The 13,641-nt window shown below is 51.9% G+C and carries 13 protein-coding genes; 6 read left to right on the top strand and 7 right to left on the bottom strand.

What is annotated here, in order from left to right:
- Nucleotides 1–242 precede the first annotated feature (242 nt).
- Complete coding sequence (locus VMT62_03665) at nucleotides 243–971, bottom strand: DUF4197 domain-containing protein (GenBank protein HVN95503.1); 729 nt, start codon at nucleotides 969–971, stop codon at nucleotides 243–245.
- Nucleotides 972–1,294: 323 nt separating this feature from the next.
- Here VMT62_03665 and mscL point away from each other — a divergent pair, with 323 nt between their 5' ends.
- Nucleotides 1,295–1,744 carry a large-conductance mechanosensitive channel protein MscL gene (gene mscL / locus VMT62_03660; protein ID HVN95502.1) on the top strand — a complete coding sequence of 150 codons (450 nt, stop codon included), beginning with the start codon at nucleotides 1,295–1,297 and terminating at the stop codon, nucleotides 1,742–1,744.
- A 2-nt stretch (nucleotides 1,745–1,746) separates the two neighbouring features.
- Here mscL and VMT62_03655 read toward each other — a convergent pair whose 3' ends face one another.
- Nucleotides 1,747–2,892, bottom strand: coding sequence for a class I SAM-dependent RNA methyltransferase (locus VMT62_03655; GenBank protein ID HVN95501.1), 1,146 nt, complete (start codon nucleotides 2,890–2,892; stop codon nucleotides 1,747–1,749).
- A gap of 144 nt (nucleotides 2,893–3,036) precedes the next feature.
- Between VMT62_03655 and VMT62_03650 the strand changes: the two genes are divergently transcribed.
- Nucleotides 3,037–3,369 carry a DUF4404 family protein gene (locus tag VMT62_03650; GenBank protein HVN95500.1) on the top strand — a complete coding sequence of 111 codons (333 nt, stop codon included), beginning with the start codon at nucleotides 3,037–3,039 and terminating at the stop codon, nucleotides 3,367–3,369.
- A gap of 99 nt (nucleotides 3,370–3,468) precedes the next feature.
- On the opposite strand, the gene VMT62_03645 is transcribed toward VMT62_03650, so the two are convergent.
- From VMT62_03645 to VMT62_03635, 3 genes are all read right to left on the bottom strand, one after another.
- Nucleotides 3,469–4,263 (bottom strand): PDZ domain-containing protein, encoded by a 795-nt coding sequence (locus VMT62_03645; GenBank protein HVN95499.1) that lies wholly within the window; start codon nucleotides 4,261–4,263, stop codon nucleotides 3,469–3,471.
- 144 nt (nucleotides 4,264–4,407) lie between these two features.
- A complete protein-coding gene (gene truA, locus VMT62_03640) occupies nucleotides 4,408–5,151 on the bottom strand; it encodes a tRNA pseudouridine(38-40) synthase TruA (protein HVN95498.1) in 744 nt (247 codons plus the stop codon).
- A 51-nt stretch (nucleotides 5,152–5,202) separates the two neighbouring features.
- Entirely contained in the window at nucleotides 5,203–5,526 is a 324-nt protein-coding gene (locus VMT62_03635; GenBank protein HVN95497.1) for a hypothetical protein, read from the bottom strand.
- Between the two features lie 133 nt (nucleotides 5,527–5,659).
- On the opposite strand from VMT62_03635, the gene gyrA reads away from it, so the two are divergent.
- The 4 genes from gyrA to VMT62_03615 all read left to right on the top strand — a co-directional run bounded on the left by gyrA (nucleotide 5,660) and on the right by VMT62_03615 (nucleotide 11,466).
- A complete protein-coding gene (gene gyrA, locus VMT62_03630) occupies nucleotides 5,660–8,083 on the top strand; it encodes a DNA gyrase subunit A (GenBank protein ID HVN95496.1) in 2,424 nt (807 codons plus the stop codon).
- Nucleotides 8,080–9,075: an NAD(P)H-dependent glycerol-3-phosphate dehydrogenase gene (locus VMT62_03625; protein ID HVN95495.1), complete on the top strand. Its 996-nt coding sequence runs from the start codon at nucleotides 8,080–8,082 to the stop codon at nucleotides 9,073–9,075. The genes gyrA and VMT62_03625 overlap by 4 nt, the downstream gene beginning before the upstream one ends.
- A 107-nt stretch (nucleotides 9,076–9,182) precedes the next feature.
- Nucleotides 9,183–10,295, top strand: coding sequence for an alanine dehydrogenase (gene ald / locus VMT62_03620; GenBank protein ID HVN95494.1), 1,113 nt, complete (start codon nucleotides 9,183–9,185; stop codon nucleotides 10,293–10,295).
- Nucleotides 10,296–10,353: 58 nt separating this feature from the next.
- Nucleotides 10,354–11,466, top strand: a complete 1,113-nt coding sequence (locus VMT62_03615; GenBank protein ID HVN95493.1) for an NADH:flavin oxidoreductase — start codon at nucleotides 10,354–10,356, stop codon at nucleotides 11,464–11,466.
- 25 nt (nucleotides 11,467–11,491) lie between these two features.
- Here the strand turns inward: VMT62_03615 and VMT62_03610 are convergent, their stop codons facing one another.
- The gene (locus VMT62_03610; GenBank protein ID HVN95492.1) at nucleotides 11,492–13,126 is read right to left on the bottom strand and encodes a methyl-accepting chemotaxis protein; all 1,635 of its coding nucleotides are present in this window, start codon (nucleotides 13,124–13,126) and stop codon (nucleotides 11,492–11,494) included.
- 334 nt (nucleotides 13,127–13,460) lie between these two features.
- The coding region (locus VMT62_03605) for a 4-hydroxyphenylacetate 3-hydroxylase C-terminal domain-containing protein (GenBank protein HVN95491.1) at nucleotides 13,461–13,641 on the bottom strand (181 nt) is incomplete at its 5' end.

Here is a 13,641-nt window from a genome sequence, read left to right as displayed (position 1 = left end):
GGGTGACCGTACAAAACCTGCCGTAAACTCCTGAGCCCTGCCGTAAAAAGACGCTCACCGTAGCCTTAACGGGCCGGTCCACATGTTGTATGTGTATAGCCCGTGGATATCGTGGTACATCGCGACTATCGGTATAGCAGTCATCAAGTACCGAATGCGCTTGTTCACCACTCGGTACAGCTAATTATCCGTGCGTGACGGTCCTCCACTCAGGGCGCGGCCACAGCAGAACATCTGTCCGGCTATTTGCCGAAAACCTTTTTTAAAAGGTCCGTAACCCGGGCAGCAGGATCTGTCCGTATCTTCTTTTCCTCCTCGCCAACCGTGTAAAAGAGTCCATCCAGGGCTTTTGTGGTCACGTAATGGTCCAGGTCGAGCGATTCCGCCTTGGCAAACGGCACTGAATTCGTGTAGGTACCTACCATCTCCTTATATGATTTCGTAACACCCACCTTGTTCATGCTGGTCGAAACCGAGGGTTTGAATTCGCCATAGATCTTGTCGTACGTTTTGGACTTGAAATAGTCGGTGGCCGCAGTCTCTTTGCCTTTTAATATCTGCATGGCATCCTGAAAAGTCATCTGCTTGATCGCGTCAACAAAGAACTGTCTGGCCTTTGGAGCGGCCGTCTCGGCGGCGCGATTCATGCTCAGCACAAACGCATCGACCTGTTTCTGATACCCCACCTTGCCAAGCACATTGGCCATCGTCTGGACCTTTTCCGGAAGCAGTATCTTGATGGCCTGGTTCGCGAAATAACCGTCCACTTTGGAGACCGAGGTCACCGCATTGTTGCTCCCGATAGAGAGGGCTTCTTTCAAGCCCGATATGGTTGTGGCCTCATCCGGTCCGCTACTGCCCATCTGTGGGATTTTCACCCCCTTCAACACATCGTCAAGGGGGCCACCATAGCATATGAACGATAGCATAAGACCCGCTGCTATTAGGAATATCGGTGCTATTTTCTTCATGACTACCTCCTCGTGATTATAAGCTCTCCTAGAACCATTTCTTCTTCTTGAAATAATAAAACATGAGGAGACTTATTGCTACCATAAGCAAGAGAACGGCCGGATAGCCCCACCTCCATTTCAGCTCCGGCATAAGCTCAAAATTCATGTGGTTCCCGGACGGGATTCTCTGAAAATATATCTCAATCCGCATAAATTTAGCAATGATACGATTGATCTTTTGCCGCCCTATGGCCGACAGTTTTTTGGTGACAAAGCAATTTTATGCTGTACAATTATGGGAAGGGATCTTTGGCGAACATAACGTAAGAGAGGAGGAGATAATGATCAAAGAGTTTAAAGAATTTGTCATGCGCGGCAACGTTATCGATATGGCGGTGGGTATCATTGTGGGCGCCGCCTTCGGCACCATTGTCAAGTCGCTTGTCGATGACATAATCATGCCCCCCATTGGTCTAGTGCTTGGCAACATCGATTTCTCCAATCTGTTCCTGGTGCTCAAGGCAGGAAAGACCCCCGGGCCGTATGAAACCCTCGCAGCGGCCAAGGCTGCCGGGGCCGTGAGCATCAATTATGGTTTTTTTGCCAATACCGTGATCAGCTTTCTCATCGTAGCATTTGCCGTATTCATTCTCATCAAGAACGTGAACAGACTCAAGAGACAGCCCGAACCGGCTCAACCCACAACCAGGGAATGCCCTTTCTGTATATCGATGATTCCTATTCGAGCAAGCCGTTGCCCTCAGTGTACATCCGACCTCAAGGGCGTATAACGTTAAGAGCGGGAAAGCGAACGGCCGGGCGGGCGGGGACCGAAGTATTCATAGAAGTAGCACTGTATCATTCCGTTGTAAAGTTTACGGTTCTTTGTCGCCTTTCTTCCGAATAAAGGCTCGAATCCAGAAAAGGCGGTCAGGATGAAGAAAGACCATGTATCGAGCTCAAGAAAAGTCTGGCCCATGGTTTTGCAGAGCCTTTTGATCTCATCCTCCTGGCTTAATCTTTCGCCATAGGGAGGATTGCAGATGATACAACCATACTTCTTTCTCGAACGGAACTGATCCACCGGAAGCTTTTGAAAAACAATGAGATCGGCCACTCCAGCCCTCTCTGCGTTGTGGCGTGCCTTTCTCAGAACGGATTCGTCCTGGTCCGAAGCAAGTATCCTCATGGGTGCGTCATTCATCTGTTTGCGGGCATCTTCTCTCACCTCGCCCCAGATATATTTCGGTATCTGAGGCCACGTTTCGGACACAAAAGACCTCTCAAGCCCGGGGGCCTTATTCCGGGCGATGAGCGCCGCTTCGATGGGGATGGTGCCTGAGCCGCAAAAAGGGTCAGCAAGGGTACGGGAATACTCCCATCCGCTAAGCAGCACAAGCCCTGCAGCAAGGGTCTCCCTGAGCGGCGCCTCGCCCTTATCCTGCCGGTATCCTCGCTTATGCAGGCCCGGACCTGTAGTGTCGATAGTGAGCGATGCCATGTCTTTCAAGAGGGAGACTTCTATCTTGTAGACGGGTCCGGACTCCGCAAATTCCGCCACGTGGTATTTCCTTTTCATTGCCTCGACAACCGCCTTCTTCACCACCGATTGACAGGACGAAACACTGAAAAGTTTCGATTTGATCGATTTACCGGTAACGTGCATCTTGCCGTCCGGGGGTATGATCTGTTCCCAACACACCCTGTGGGCACCCTGATAAAGCTCCTCGAAGTCGGTGGCCTTGAATCGGGAAATCTCCACGAGTACTCTGTCCGCGGTCCTCAGCCATATGTTGCATCGTGCGATGTCTCTCTCATCGCCCGAGAGAGAAACCCTGCCGTTTTCCACGACCAGGTTTTCGTATCCCAGGCCCTTAAGCTCGCGGGCAACCACGGACTCAAGGCCGAATGCCGCTGTAGCCACAATGGTGTAGATCATAATAGTCCTCTTCTTAGACTAAGTTATGCCCCATATAGCCTTCATTTGCAAGTGCTTAACGCTAAAGCCATGGGATCGCCCGTGAGTCTTGCTACCTTTATTCACTTCTGATACAATTTCATATCGATTTTACAAGGGGGCATAATGATCGAAAAAACTATCAAGAATCTCGAAGACAAAATAAGACGCGATCCCTCGATTCGCGAGAGCCATAAGACAGAGCTCTTAGGTCTTCTTTCCAAGCTCAACACGGAGATCTCCGAGCTCTCGAAAACGGACATGGAGCATGCCGAGAGCATCACCGGCTTTGCCCAGACATCGACCCACGAAGCGATCCGCAAACAGAAAGATCGAGAGCTTCTCGACCTTTCTCTCAAAGGACTCACATCTTCAGTGGGAGAACTCGAAACATCTCATCCGAATCTTGTGGAGATTGTGAACCGCATCGCCCATGTTCTTTCCAATATGGGCATATGATGCGTGAGATTGACGCCCCCTGACAATCCTGTAAACATCATGCAATCAAATAACAAAGATTGTCGTGAGATACATGCGATCGATACGTGCGGGCGCCCTCTAAAACTGTACGGACACCACCATTTCGCCCGCACCTGCCCGCCATATCGTGATAGGAACCGTCTCGCGTGGCACCGTCTCCTCTATGGCGGCATTTAAGTCCGCCACGTCATTTATGGTCTTTTCACCATATTTGAGTATAACATCGTCCTGTCTGAGACCGCGATCAAATGCGATGCCATCCGGTTCGATGAAGATAATGCGAACCCCCCTCTGCTCTCTCATACCCAATCTGACCGCTGCGGCGGCGCTCGTATTCGTCGCGACCGCCCCGAGATCAACCCTCGGTTTCGCCGGCATCCTGTTTTTCTCGGGCGTTGACGTTGCGGTTGCGTCTGTTGCCGCCGACGCGTCCGCTTTCATAACAAAATTGGCAAAACTTGCTTTCAGTTCCAGCACGCTCGGCTTGCAACCCGATATGGAGGGGCCCAAAAGACCGTGACAACTCGCTCGAAAGTTAATAGTATATGTTTCCTCATTGGTTTTGACTTTTGTAATTGAAAAAGCCGCGTCGTCCGAAGTGTTCGGGGTTTCAGTCGATATGATTGTATCGCTGGCGATCTTAATTCCACTTCTTGCGTTGCCTTTCACCCACGCAAGCGCGCGGGACCATTTGGCCTCGCAGTCATTCCCTTTGGAACAGTAAAGGGGTTTTGAGGTATCGCGCTTCCACTGAGCTTTTTGTGGCGAAGTGGCGCAAGCGGTAACAAAGGCAAGCACAATTAACAGCAGGATAAAGCGTAGCCCGGTCTTGCGCGGGTTCAAACAATGGTAATTGACATTCCTTCTTTCCATCAATCTTTCCCTCTCATTGCAAACGATAGATATTGATTACCACCCTTGTTCTCTTACTTCAAGCAAAATATGAAAGGTTCGCCGCGAGGCGTTAGACGCGTTCTCTCGATTCCCCTTGTTTGTCGATCCACCGGTAGAGATCCCTCAGTATCTGATTCGCCTGAGAAAAAGACCGTGCGGCGGCGCCGTGGCGCCGGCATTCACCCGGTCTCGTGAATCAAGGATCACCCTAAAATCATTCTCGCTGATCCGGGCCTCTCCGACAAGGACCAATGTTCCAACAATATTTCTCACCATGTACCGTAAGAAACCCGTTGCTTCGATTAAGGTATAAATAAAGGCCCCTCGCCTTCTCACCCAGGCTTTCAGCACTTCCCTCTCATGCCGTTTGTACGCCTCGTTTTTTTTCTTGAAGGAAGAAAAATCATGTGTGCCGATGATCTGCCGGACGGCCTCGTTCATGGCAGGGACGTTGAGAGCGTAAGGTATGTGCCAGGCGTAGCGCATTTGAAAAGGCGAATGGTAACGCGCGTTATAGATACAGTACACATAAGACTTGCTCTTTGCCGAGTATCGGGCGTGAAAGGATTGATCGACCTCACACGCCCTCTTTATCCGTATGTCCGCCGGCAGAATGCTGTTGAGCGCCTTCATCAGACTTGCCAGGTCAATGGTTTTTTCTGTGAAGAAATTTATTACCTGACCCAGGGCGTGCACGCCCGCATCGGTCCTTCCTGCCGCGTACACCTTGACCGCATGATTGAGGATCTTTCCTATCCCTGCCTGAATCGTTTCCTGAAGCGTTGCCACGCGCGGCTGACATTGCCAGCCGTGATAGCCCGCGCCGTCGTATTCTATCACCAGCGAGATATTGCGAAGCTTGCTCATACAAAGGTTCTTGACATGGTGGTGATGGCTCTGTCCTAAGGGAAATTTCTGCTAATGGTGGCTACCGCTGGGTTTCTCGTTCGTCGGCTTCTTAAGCTTTTCAGACTCCGCCTTTTCGGCCTTTTTCGATGCATCCTTACCGGGATTCGCTTCGACCTCCTTGACCTGTTCTTTGGGCCTCGCCCCATCCTTCTCGTCGATTTTCTTGTAGAGCTCCTCCAGTTCCTTTTTCAAGGCAATGTTTTCGGCCTTGAGGAAGTTATTCTCTTCCTTCATGATTCTGATCTCTTCAGTAAGACCCTTTGTTTCCTTGCTGCAGCAGGGACACGCAATGATGGTGAGGCAAAGAATAGCCAGATAGGTGGCCGTTTTCATAGGTTACTTATTTTCCATGATGTTTCAGCAATTGTCAACTGCTTATTGATTATGGTAAAATGAATGGCCTTCTGAAGTGACTGTGGGGCGTTTTTTCGTTTAAAAGAAAAGCATCAATATTCCTGGAGGTTGAATGCAGACATCTGTTGTGACAGTACCAATTGAAGAGGAGATGAGGAGATCTTACCTCGATTATGCGATGAGTACGATCATCGGCAGGGCGCTACCCGATATACGGGACGGCCTGAAGCCGGTTCATCGAAGAATCCTTTATGCTATGTATGAGCTGAACAATACCCATGATAAACCATACAAGAAATCTGCGAGAGTCGTCGGCGATGTGATCGGTAAGTTCCATCCTCACGGGGATCAGGCGGTCTATGACGCCATCACCCGTATGGTACAGGATTTCTCGCTGAGATATCCCTTGATCGATGGACAGGGAAACTTCGGCTCCGTTGACGGGGACGCCCCTGCCGCCATGAGGTACACGGAAATCAGGCTCTCAAGGATAGCCGAAGAGGTGCTCAAGGACATCGAAAAGGAGACCGTGACTTTCAGGGCCAATTATGACGACTCCCTCGTCGAACCCGCGGTCTTACCCGCCAAGATACCTAATCTCCTGATCAACGGTTCTTCGGGCATCGCCGTGGGCATGGCAACAAACATACCCCCTCACAATCTGAGCGAAGTAATACAGGGCATTGTGGCCTATATCAATAATCCGAACATCACGATAGGCGAGTTGATCGACATTATCCCGGGACCTGATTTCCCTACGCAGGCCATCATCTATGGAAGGCAGGGTATCAGAGATGCTTACGAGACCGGGCGTGGCCATATAACGCTCAGGGCCAAAGCGTCAATAGAACAGCACAAGAAGGACGGCAGGGAAGCAATCGTGGTCACGGAGATACCATACCAGGTCAACAAGGCGCGTCTCATCGAGAGCATTGTCGAGCTGATCAACGAGAAAAAGATTGAGGGAATCTCGAACATCAAAGACGAATCCAATAGAGAGGGCATGCGTATCGTCATCGAGCTAAAAAAGGGGGAGATAGCTATCCCTATTCTCAACAAGCTTTACAAACACACGCAGCTTCAGACCACCTTCGGCATCATCCTGCTTACCATTGTCAATAATGAGCCGCGTTATCTCAACCTTAAGGAGATCATCAGGGAGTTTGTCAATTTCCGCAAGGAAATCGTGACAAAGAGATCTACCTTCGAGCTCAACAAAGCACTGGACAGGCTCCATCTCCTGGAAGGACTCAAAATAGCCCTTGACCACATCGATGAAGTTATCGCCCTGATCAAAAAGGCCAAAAACACGGCGGACGCGCGAGAATCTCTCATGGCCCGTTTTTCTTTTTCCGAGAAGCAGGCCACCAACATCCTTGAGATGCGTCTCCAGAGACTCACATCAATGGAGAGGGACAAAATACTCGAAGACCACAAGAATACAACCGAAGAGATCAAGAGGCTTAGGTTGATCCTCGAGAGCGAGACCCTGCTTCTCGATATCGTAAAAAAGGAACTCGTGGAAATAAAGGACAAATACGGCGACAAAAGGCTTACCGAGATCGTTGATGAACTGCCCGATATTTCACTTGAAGACATGATCAAGGAGGAAGAAGTCGTAGTAACTGTAACCTATAAAGGATACGCCAAGAGGACGTCCCTCGACCAGTACAAAAGCCAGATTCGAGGAGGCAAAGGGAAGATCGGCATCGTGGTTCGTGAGGAAGATTTCGTGGACCACCTCTATATCGCCTCCACTCACTCCTACATCCTCTTCTTTACCAATACGGGAAAAGTTCACGTAGTGAGGGTGCACGCAATCCCCGACGCCACGCTGACGGCCAAGGGAAAGCCCATCGTCAACCTTATCAAAGTGGAGAAAGATGAACGGATCACCGCTATGGCCCACGTGAAAGAATTTTCGCCCGACAGATATCTGTTTTTCGCCACAAAAAAAGGTCATGTAAAGAGGCTCGGTCTGGATCTTTTGAAGAACATCCGGTCGAGCGGCATTAAAGCCATCACCCTTCCCGATGATGACAGCCTTATCGGCGTTCTGGAAACCGTTGGAAATGAAGAGATCATACTCGCCACCAAGAAAGGGCAATCAGTCAGGTTCGAGGAGACACAGATACGGCCCATGGGAAGAACGGCATACGGGGTAAGGGGCATTCGCCTGAAAAAGCAGAATGACGAAGTTGTGGGCGTTGAAATTGTCAACAAGAGCTGCACGGTTTTCACGGTCACCCAGAAGGGCTACGGAAAACGCGCTCCTTGCGCCACCTACAGGATACAGGCACGAGGCGGTTCGGGCATCATCAACGTGCGTTGCGGCGCGAAAAATGGCGAAGTAGTCGGTCTCAAGCGATTGGGCGACAGTGACGACGTGATTCTGGTTACCGATACTGGCCGGACGATCCGGTTCAGGTCTCATGACATACCCGTTCAGGGAAGAGGCGGTCTCGGCGTAAAGCTCATGGACCTTCGAGAAGGAGAAGCGATCAGCGGCGTGGCCATCATCGGTGAAGATGAATGAGCATAGCGGTTATCGGCGCCGGGGCATGGGGCACATCGTTTGCCATTCACCTCGTCCGGACAGGTAGAAACGCTCTGTTATGGGCATATGAGCAGGAACTGCCCGCCATCCTGAGGCAGAAAAGAGAAAACACGTATTATTTGCCGGGATACGCCCTGCCGGACGCGCTTGAGTTCACCGATGGTCTCAAAGACGCGGTCATGCAGGGTGATGACATCATCATTACCGTGCCGTCGTTTGCGCTGAGGGCAACCGTTCGACAGATAGCCCCTGAGATGAGGTCAAAACGGATTCTCATCCTCACCAAGGGCATCGAGACAGATACCTTCCTCAACATGAGTGAAGTTGTCCAACAGGTGCTCGGATGCGGCCCGGAACGCATCGCCGTTTTGTCGGGTCCTTCTTTCGCAAAAGAAGTGGCGGAAGGCTCTTTTACCGCCACTGTGGTGGCATCCAGTGACAAGGAACTGGCGCGCTATTTTCAGCAACTGATCCACAACGAGAACTTCAGGGTTTACACCACTGAGGATATCAAAGGGGTGGAGCTCGGCGGCGCTCTCAAAAACGTCATGGCCATAGGCGCGGGCATTATCGAAGGCCTGCGTTTCGGGACAAACACGCAGGCGGCCTTCGTCACGCGCGCCCTTGCGGAAATGAAGAGGCTGGGAAAGGCTTTGGGCGCGAAAGAGCCGACCTTCATGGGTCTGTCAGGCATCGGCGACTTGATTCTCACATGTTACGGCAACTTGAGCAGAAACCGTTCCTTCGGCCTTGAGCTTACGAAAGGAAGGGCGGCGCAGGATATTATCGAAAGTCAGAGAAGCGTAGTAGAAGGTTATTACACCGTCAACGCCACCTATAACCTGTCAAAAAAAATGGGCATTGAAATGCCCATTGCAGAGGAGCTTTTTCACATCCTATACGAGGGAAAAGATATCCAGGCCTCCCTGAAGGACCTCATCACGCGAGAGTTCAAAGAAGAAGACTACTAAAAAAAACGGTCCGAGCGGCAGAAAGGACAGCGAATGCTTATCTTTTGTGTGAAGGATCATAAGGGCGTCTTTTTCGCCATCTCTTTTTCATTGCGTGAGGAGTTTCCATGATCATCGGCGTGCCCAAGGAAATCAAGGAGGGAGAAAACAGGGTTGCCCTGACCCCCGCCGGCGCTCATGCCCTTGTGGGGCAGGGACATACGGTTCTCATCGAAAAGGGTGCAGGTGAGGCTAGCGGCCTTACCGACGATGACTATGCCCGCGAAGGGGCGCAAATTCTATCTTCAAGCAAGCAAACGTTCGATCAATCGGATCTCATCGTAAAGGTCAAAGAACCCCTCGAAAGAGAATGGCCCCTTTTGAGACCGGGCCAAATCCTGTTCACCTACCTCCATCTTGCGTCTTCCGAGTCCCTGACCAGGGCCCTCCTTGACAGAAGAATTATCGCAATCGCTTACGAAACGGTTGAGGACGGCGAAGGAAGACTACCGCTCCTCGTACCTATGAGCGAGGTGGCCGGACGCATGTCCGTCCAGGTCGCGATGCGTTTCCTCGAAACCGACTATAAGGGACGCGGCATACTCTTAAGCGGGGTGCCGGGGGTGCCTCCTGCCGAGGTAATCATCCTCGGTTGCGGTATCGTGGGACTCAATGCAGCCAAAATAGCTGCCGGCCTTGGTGCTCACGTCACCGTCTTCGACATCTCTCATGAAAGACTGAAGTACGTCGATGATGTTATGCACGGTAATATCACTACCATCTATTCCACCCCCTATGCCATTCAGAAGGCCATTGTATACGCCGACGTCCTCATAGGGGCCGTGCTCATCGCCGGCGCGCGGGCACCCATGCTGGTCACCGAACAGATGGTCTCCCGCATGAAACCAGGCGCGGTGATCATCGATGTCTCTGTAGACCAGGGGGGATGCATCGAAACAATACGGCCCACTACCCATAGTGAGCCTGTTTATTCCCTGTACGGCGTTCTTCACTATGCCGTGCCCAACATTCCCGCGGCGGTACCGCGAACCTCGACATTCGCATTGACAAACGCTACCTTCCCCTACCTGCAGGCCATTGCGACAAAAGGCATAGAAAAGGCTTCAGCGGAGAACAACGCGCTCGCATCGGGAATCAATCTCGTCAACGGCGACCTTACCCATGCTGCCGTTGCTGAGTCTCTGTCCATGAAATGGAAGCCATGGCGCAAGGTGATTTGACCTTCCGGTTCATTGCTCTGAAATGCATCGTTCTTACGGAAGAAAAGGAGGAGAAGGCATGTCAAGCCTCTTTGAATCGACATCCCTCAAACATCTGACGGTCGCTAATCGCTTCGTGCGTTCGGCCACATGGGAGGGGCTGGCAGACAAAGACGGTGCAGTTACCCGACGGTTGATCGACATGTCCTCGGAGCTGGCCCGCGGGGGCGTGGGACTTATTATTACAGGTCACGCCTATGTAAGTCGAGAAGGGCAGGCGGCACCCTGGCAACTCGGGGTCTATTCGGATGACCTGATCCACGGCCTTACCCGGATGACAGGCGCTATCCACGATTCGGGAGGAAAACTCGTCATGCAACTCGCCCATGCAGGGGCACTCGCCCCCGAGCACCTTATCGGTTCTGACCCAGTAGGCGCATGGCCGGTACAAAGGAAATCCGGCCTCATCGGACGAGCCATGACGCAGGATGAGATCAAGAAGGTGGTCAAGGCATTCGCGAGCGCCGCGTCTCGCGCTAAGACGGCCGGCTTTGACGGGGTTCAGATTCATGCGGCCCATGGATATCTCTTAAGCCAGTTTCTCTCGCCCTATTTCAACAAACGAACGGATGCATACGGCGGAAGCATCGAAAACAGGACACGGCTTATCCTCGAGGTCGTTCACGCAATACGCCAGGCGGTGGGTCAGAATTTCCCCATCCTTGCTAAGCTGAATTGTGAGGATTTCTTGCCCGATGGGCTCACCGTGGAAGAGATGGTCCGTGCGGCAGCACTGCTTCAGGAAAACGGACTGGATGCGATTGAGATGAGCGGCGGTACCGTTATGTCGGGCAACCGAAATCCGTCCCGGCCCGGAAAGCCGGGATCCGAAGAGCCGGAAGCCTACTACGAAACTGCCGCCAGCCGGTACAAAGAAAGGATTGACATGCCGCTCGTGCTGGTAGGCGGCATACGGACGTACGAGACGGCAGAAAGGCTGGTGGCGCGTGGTGTGGCCGATTACGTGGCGCTTTGCAGACCACTCATCCGCGAACCGGGCATTGTGGCGCGCTGGCAGTCAGGCGAGACCACCCCATCCTTGTGTGTTTCGGATAACGGATGCTTTAAACCGGGAACCGCCGGCGACGGGATCCGTTGCGTCGTAGCGACCCGATCCCCGTCGGGGGACTGATCTTATTGTGCGACCCCGGTCCTGGTCACACCTTGAATTCCTGTACCACCTTTTCAAGACTCCTTGCTGACCCCGATAGTCCGGTAGCAGCCCCAAATATCTCTTCAGAGGAGTGGAATGCCTCTTTGGTTACATCCGAAATATCGTTAATGTCGCGGGTGATCTCCTCAGTCGTTGCATTCATCTCTTCGATGGCCGAGGCTATCTGATGGAAACCACTGTATAAGCTGTCTATGCTCTTAATGATGTCTTCCAGCGCTGACTGCGCCTGCGAAGAAAATTCGACTCCGGTGGCCACATTGTCCTTGGCCCTGTCCATGGAGTCTACGGTCTTTTCTATACCTTCCCGTATGGCATTTATCATGTTCACAATCTCCGTTGTGGAAGCAGATGTTCTCTCCGCCAGCTTTCTCACTTCGTCGGCCACGACAGCGAATCCCCTTCCGTGTTCACCGGCACGCGCCGCCTCAATGGCCGCGTTCAGGGCAAGGAGGTTGGTCTGGTCCGCTATCTCATTGATCACGGTCACGATATCCCCTATTTTCTCCGACTGTATTCCAAGCTCTTTCATAAACCCCGATGCGGTCTCCACGGTTTGAGCGATGATGTTCACTTCCCGGATCGCCTGGGCCACAACCTCCTGTCCGCCTTTTGCCACTTTTACCGCCTCACTCGCCGACTCTGCAACATGATTTGAATTCTTAGCGATATCTTCTGAGGTCTGATTCATCTCGGTGGATGCGGTCGCAACCTGGGTAGCCCTTTCCACCTGCTCGGTGGCCCCTTTAGACAACTTCTCTGCCGATGTGCTTAACTGAGTGCTCGCCGCCGCCACGTTCGATGCCGATGACATGACCTCTTTGAGTATCTGTCCGAGTTCCGAATTCATGGCATGCATGGATCTCGCAAAAACACCCATTTCATCCTTTCTCTGCATAGCGCCCTCGGAAACCATTATCGAAAAGTCGCCCTTTGCCATGAGATCAATATGTGAAGAAGAACGAATGATCGGAATCGCAATACTCTTGGTTATAGCGCGAGAAAAGAACATGCCAATGAGAAGGTTGATCACGCCAAGTGCAATAAAGATAAGGCGAGCGGTAAATGCGCCTCTTTTTGCTTCCTCGCCCCTCAATTGGATCCGTTTTTCCTCGTAACGGACCACCTCATCAGCGGCGTCGAGGTAGGCATGCGCGCTTTTCGTTGCCTCTGCATATTTCGCAGACGCCTCCTTCATGTTGCCGGCCATGGCAAGTTCAATGGCGCTGTTGTTAGCTTCCCTGCCGTTCGCAGCCTCCTGTTTGAGCTTTGCGATAAGATTCTTTCCTTCCGCGTTCTCCTCGAGTTTCTCAAGGTTCTCGATGGCCGCATTGTAAGCCGCCCGCACCTCGCTAATTTTATTTTTCACCTGTTCTCTCGCCCCGTTGTCTTCTGTGACTACAAGTTCTCCTGTCAAATAAGTCACATCGGCGAAGGCCGTACGCATATCGTGCGACAGTTTTTGTTTCGCACAGTTCACCTGTACGATATGTTCAAGCTTACCCGTCATGTTACCAAGGTAATATATCCCAGCCATCACGTTTATCGCCATCAAACCAAGTGTGATGCCGAATCCTATGGCCAGCCTCTTGCCGATTTTCACGTCCGTGAACAGTCTCATCTTAGCTCCTCCCTCTCGAAATCTGAATTATCACACCGCATCGAGCACACAACGTTATCGAGAGATGTCCTCCTCCAACACACAACCCCAAGCGGTATGCCATACAAGATTTTCGGCAGGTCCTTCGATTCACTTTAGAACTATTTTCCGCTCTCGCCTCTGGCACACGGCCCACATCTGCGTTGTCTGCCGCCCGGACACCGAGACCGGACAGTCTTATCCGTTGGTGCGCAACGTTGTGTCATAGTGCCGAATTTCGGGGTGTATGTGACAAAGAAAGAGGCAGCCCTTAGCTGCCCCTTTTTCTATGGGACTTTAGTCAGATTCCACTGGATCAGTTTTTGATTCCGGCCAGCCTTTTGGCAGCGCGTTTCTTACCTTCCGTATCGGTTTCCCGGAAGATTGTAACCCGGTGCGCTTCGGGAGACCCGCCGCCGTGAATATCGGAGATTGTGTCGGCGCTCTCCAGAGCCAGCTTCTCTGCCAGCCGGTACATCTTAACACGGCTCTCCACC

The organism is Syntrophorhabdaceae bacterium, assembly GCA_035541755.1.
Lineage (GTDB): Bacteria > Desulfobacterota > Syntrophorhabdia > Syntrophorhabdales > Syntrophorhabdaceae > PNOF01.
The sequence above is the reverse complement of the archived record's forward strand: the minus strand, read 5'-3'. Positions and strand labels throughout refer to the sequence as shown.

Bases quoted from the DNA above. Each gene is read 5' to 3' on its own strand.
- VMT62_03665 (HVN95503.1), bottom strand. From the start codon at position 971: ATGAAGAAAATAGCACCGATATTCCTAATAGCAGCGGGTCTTATGCTA.
- mscL (HVN95502.1), top strand. From the start codon at position 1,295: ATGATCAAAGAGTTTAAAGAATTTGTCATGCGCGGCAACGTTATCGAT.
- VMT62_03655 (HVN95501.1), bottom strand. From the start codon at position 2,892: ATGATCTACACCATTGTGGCTACAGCGGCATTCGGCCTTGAGTCCGTG.
- VMT62_03650 (HVN95500.1), top strand. From the start codon at position 3,037: ATGATCGAAAAAACTATCAAGAATCTCGAAGACAAAATAAGACGCGAT.
- VMT62_03645 (HVN95499.1), bottom strand. From the start codon at position 4,263: ATGGAAAGAAGGAATGTCAATTACCATTGTTTGAACCCGCGCAAGACC.
- truA (HVN95498.1), bottom strand. From the start codon at position 5,151: ATGAGCAAGCTTCGCAATATCTCGCTGGTGATAGAATACGACGGCGCG.
- VMT62_03635 (HVN95497.1), bottom strand. From the start codon at position 5,526: ATGAAAACGGCCACCTATCTGGCTATTCTTTGCCTCACCATCATTGCG.
- gyrA (HVN95496.1), top strand. From the start codon at position 5,660: ATGCAGACATCTGTTGTGACAGTACCAATTGAAGAGGAGATGAGGAGA.
- VMT62_03625 (HVN95495.1), top strand. From the start codon at position 8,080: ATGAGCATAGCGGTTATCGGCGCCGGGGCATGGGGCACATCGTTTGCC.
- ald (HVN95494.1), top strand. From the start codon at position 9,183: ATGATCATCGGCGTGCCCAAGGAAATCAAGGAGGGAGAAAACAGGGTT.
- VMT62_03615 (HVN95493.1), top strand. From the start codon at position 10,354: ATGTCAAGCCTCTTTGAATCGACATCCCTCAAACATCTGACGGTCGCT.
- VMT62_03610 (HVN95492.1), bottom strand. From the start codon at position 13,126: ATGAGACTGTTCACGGACGTGAAAATCGGCAAGAGGCTGGCCATAGGA.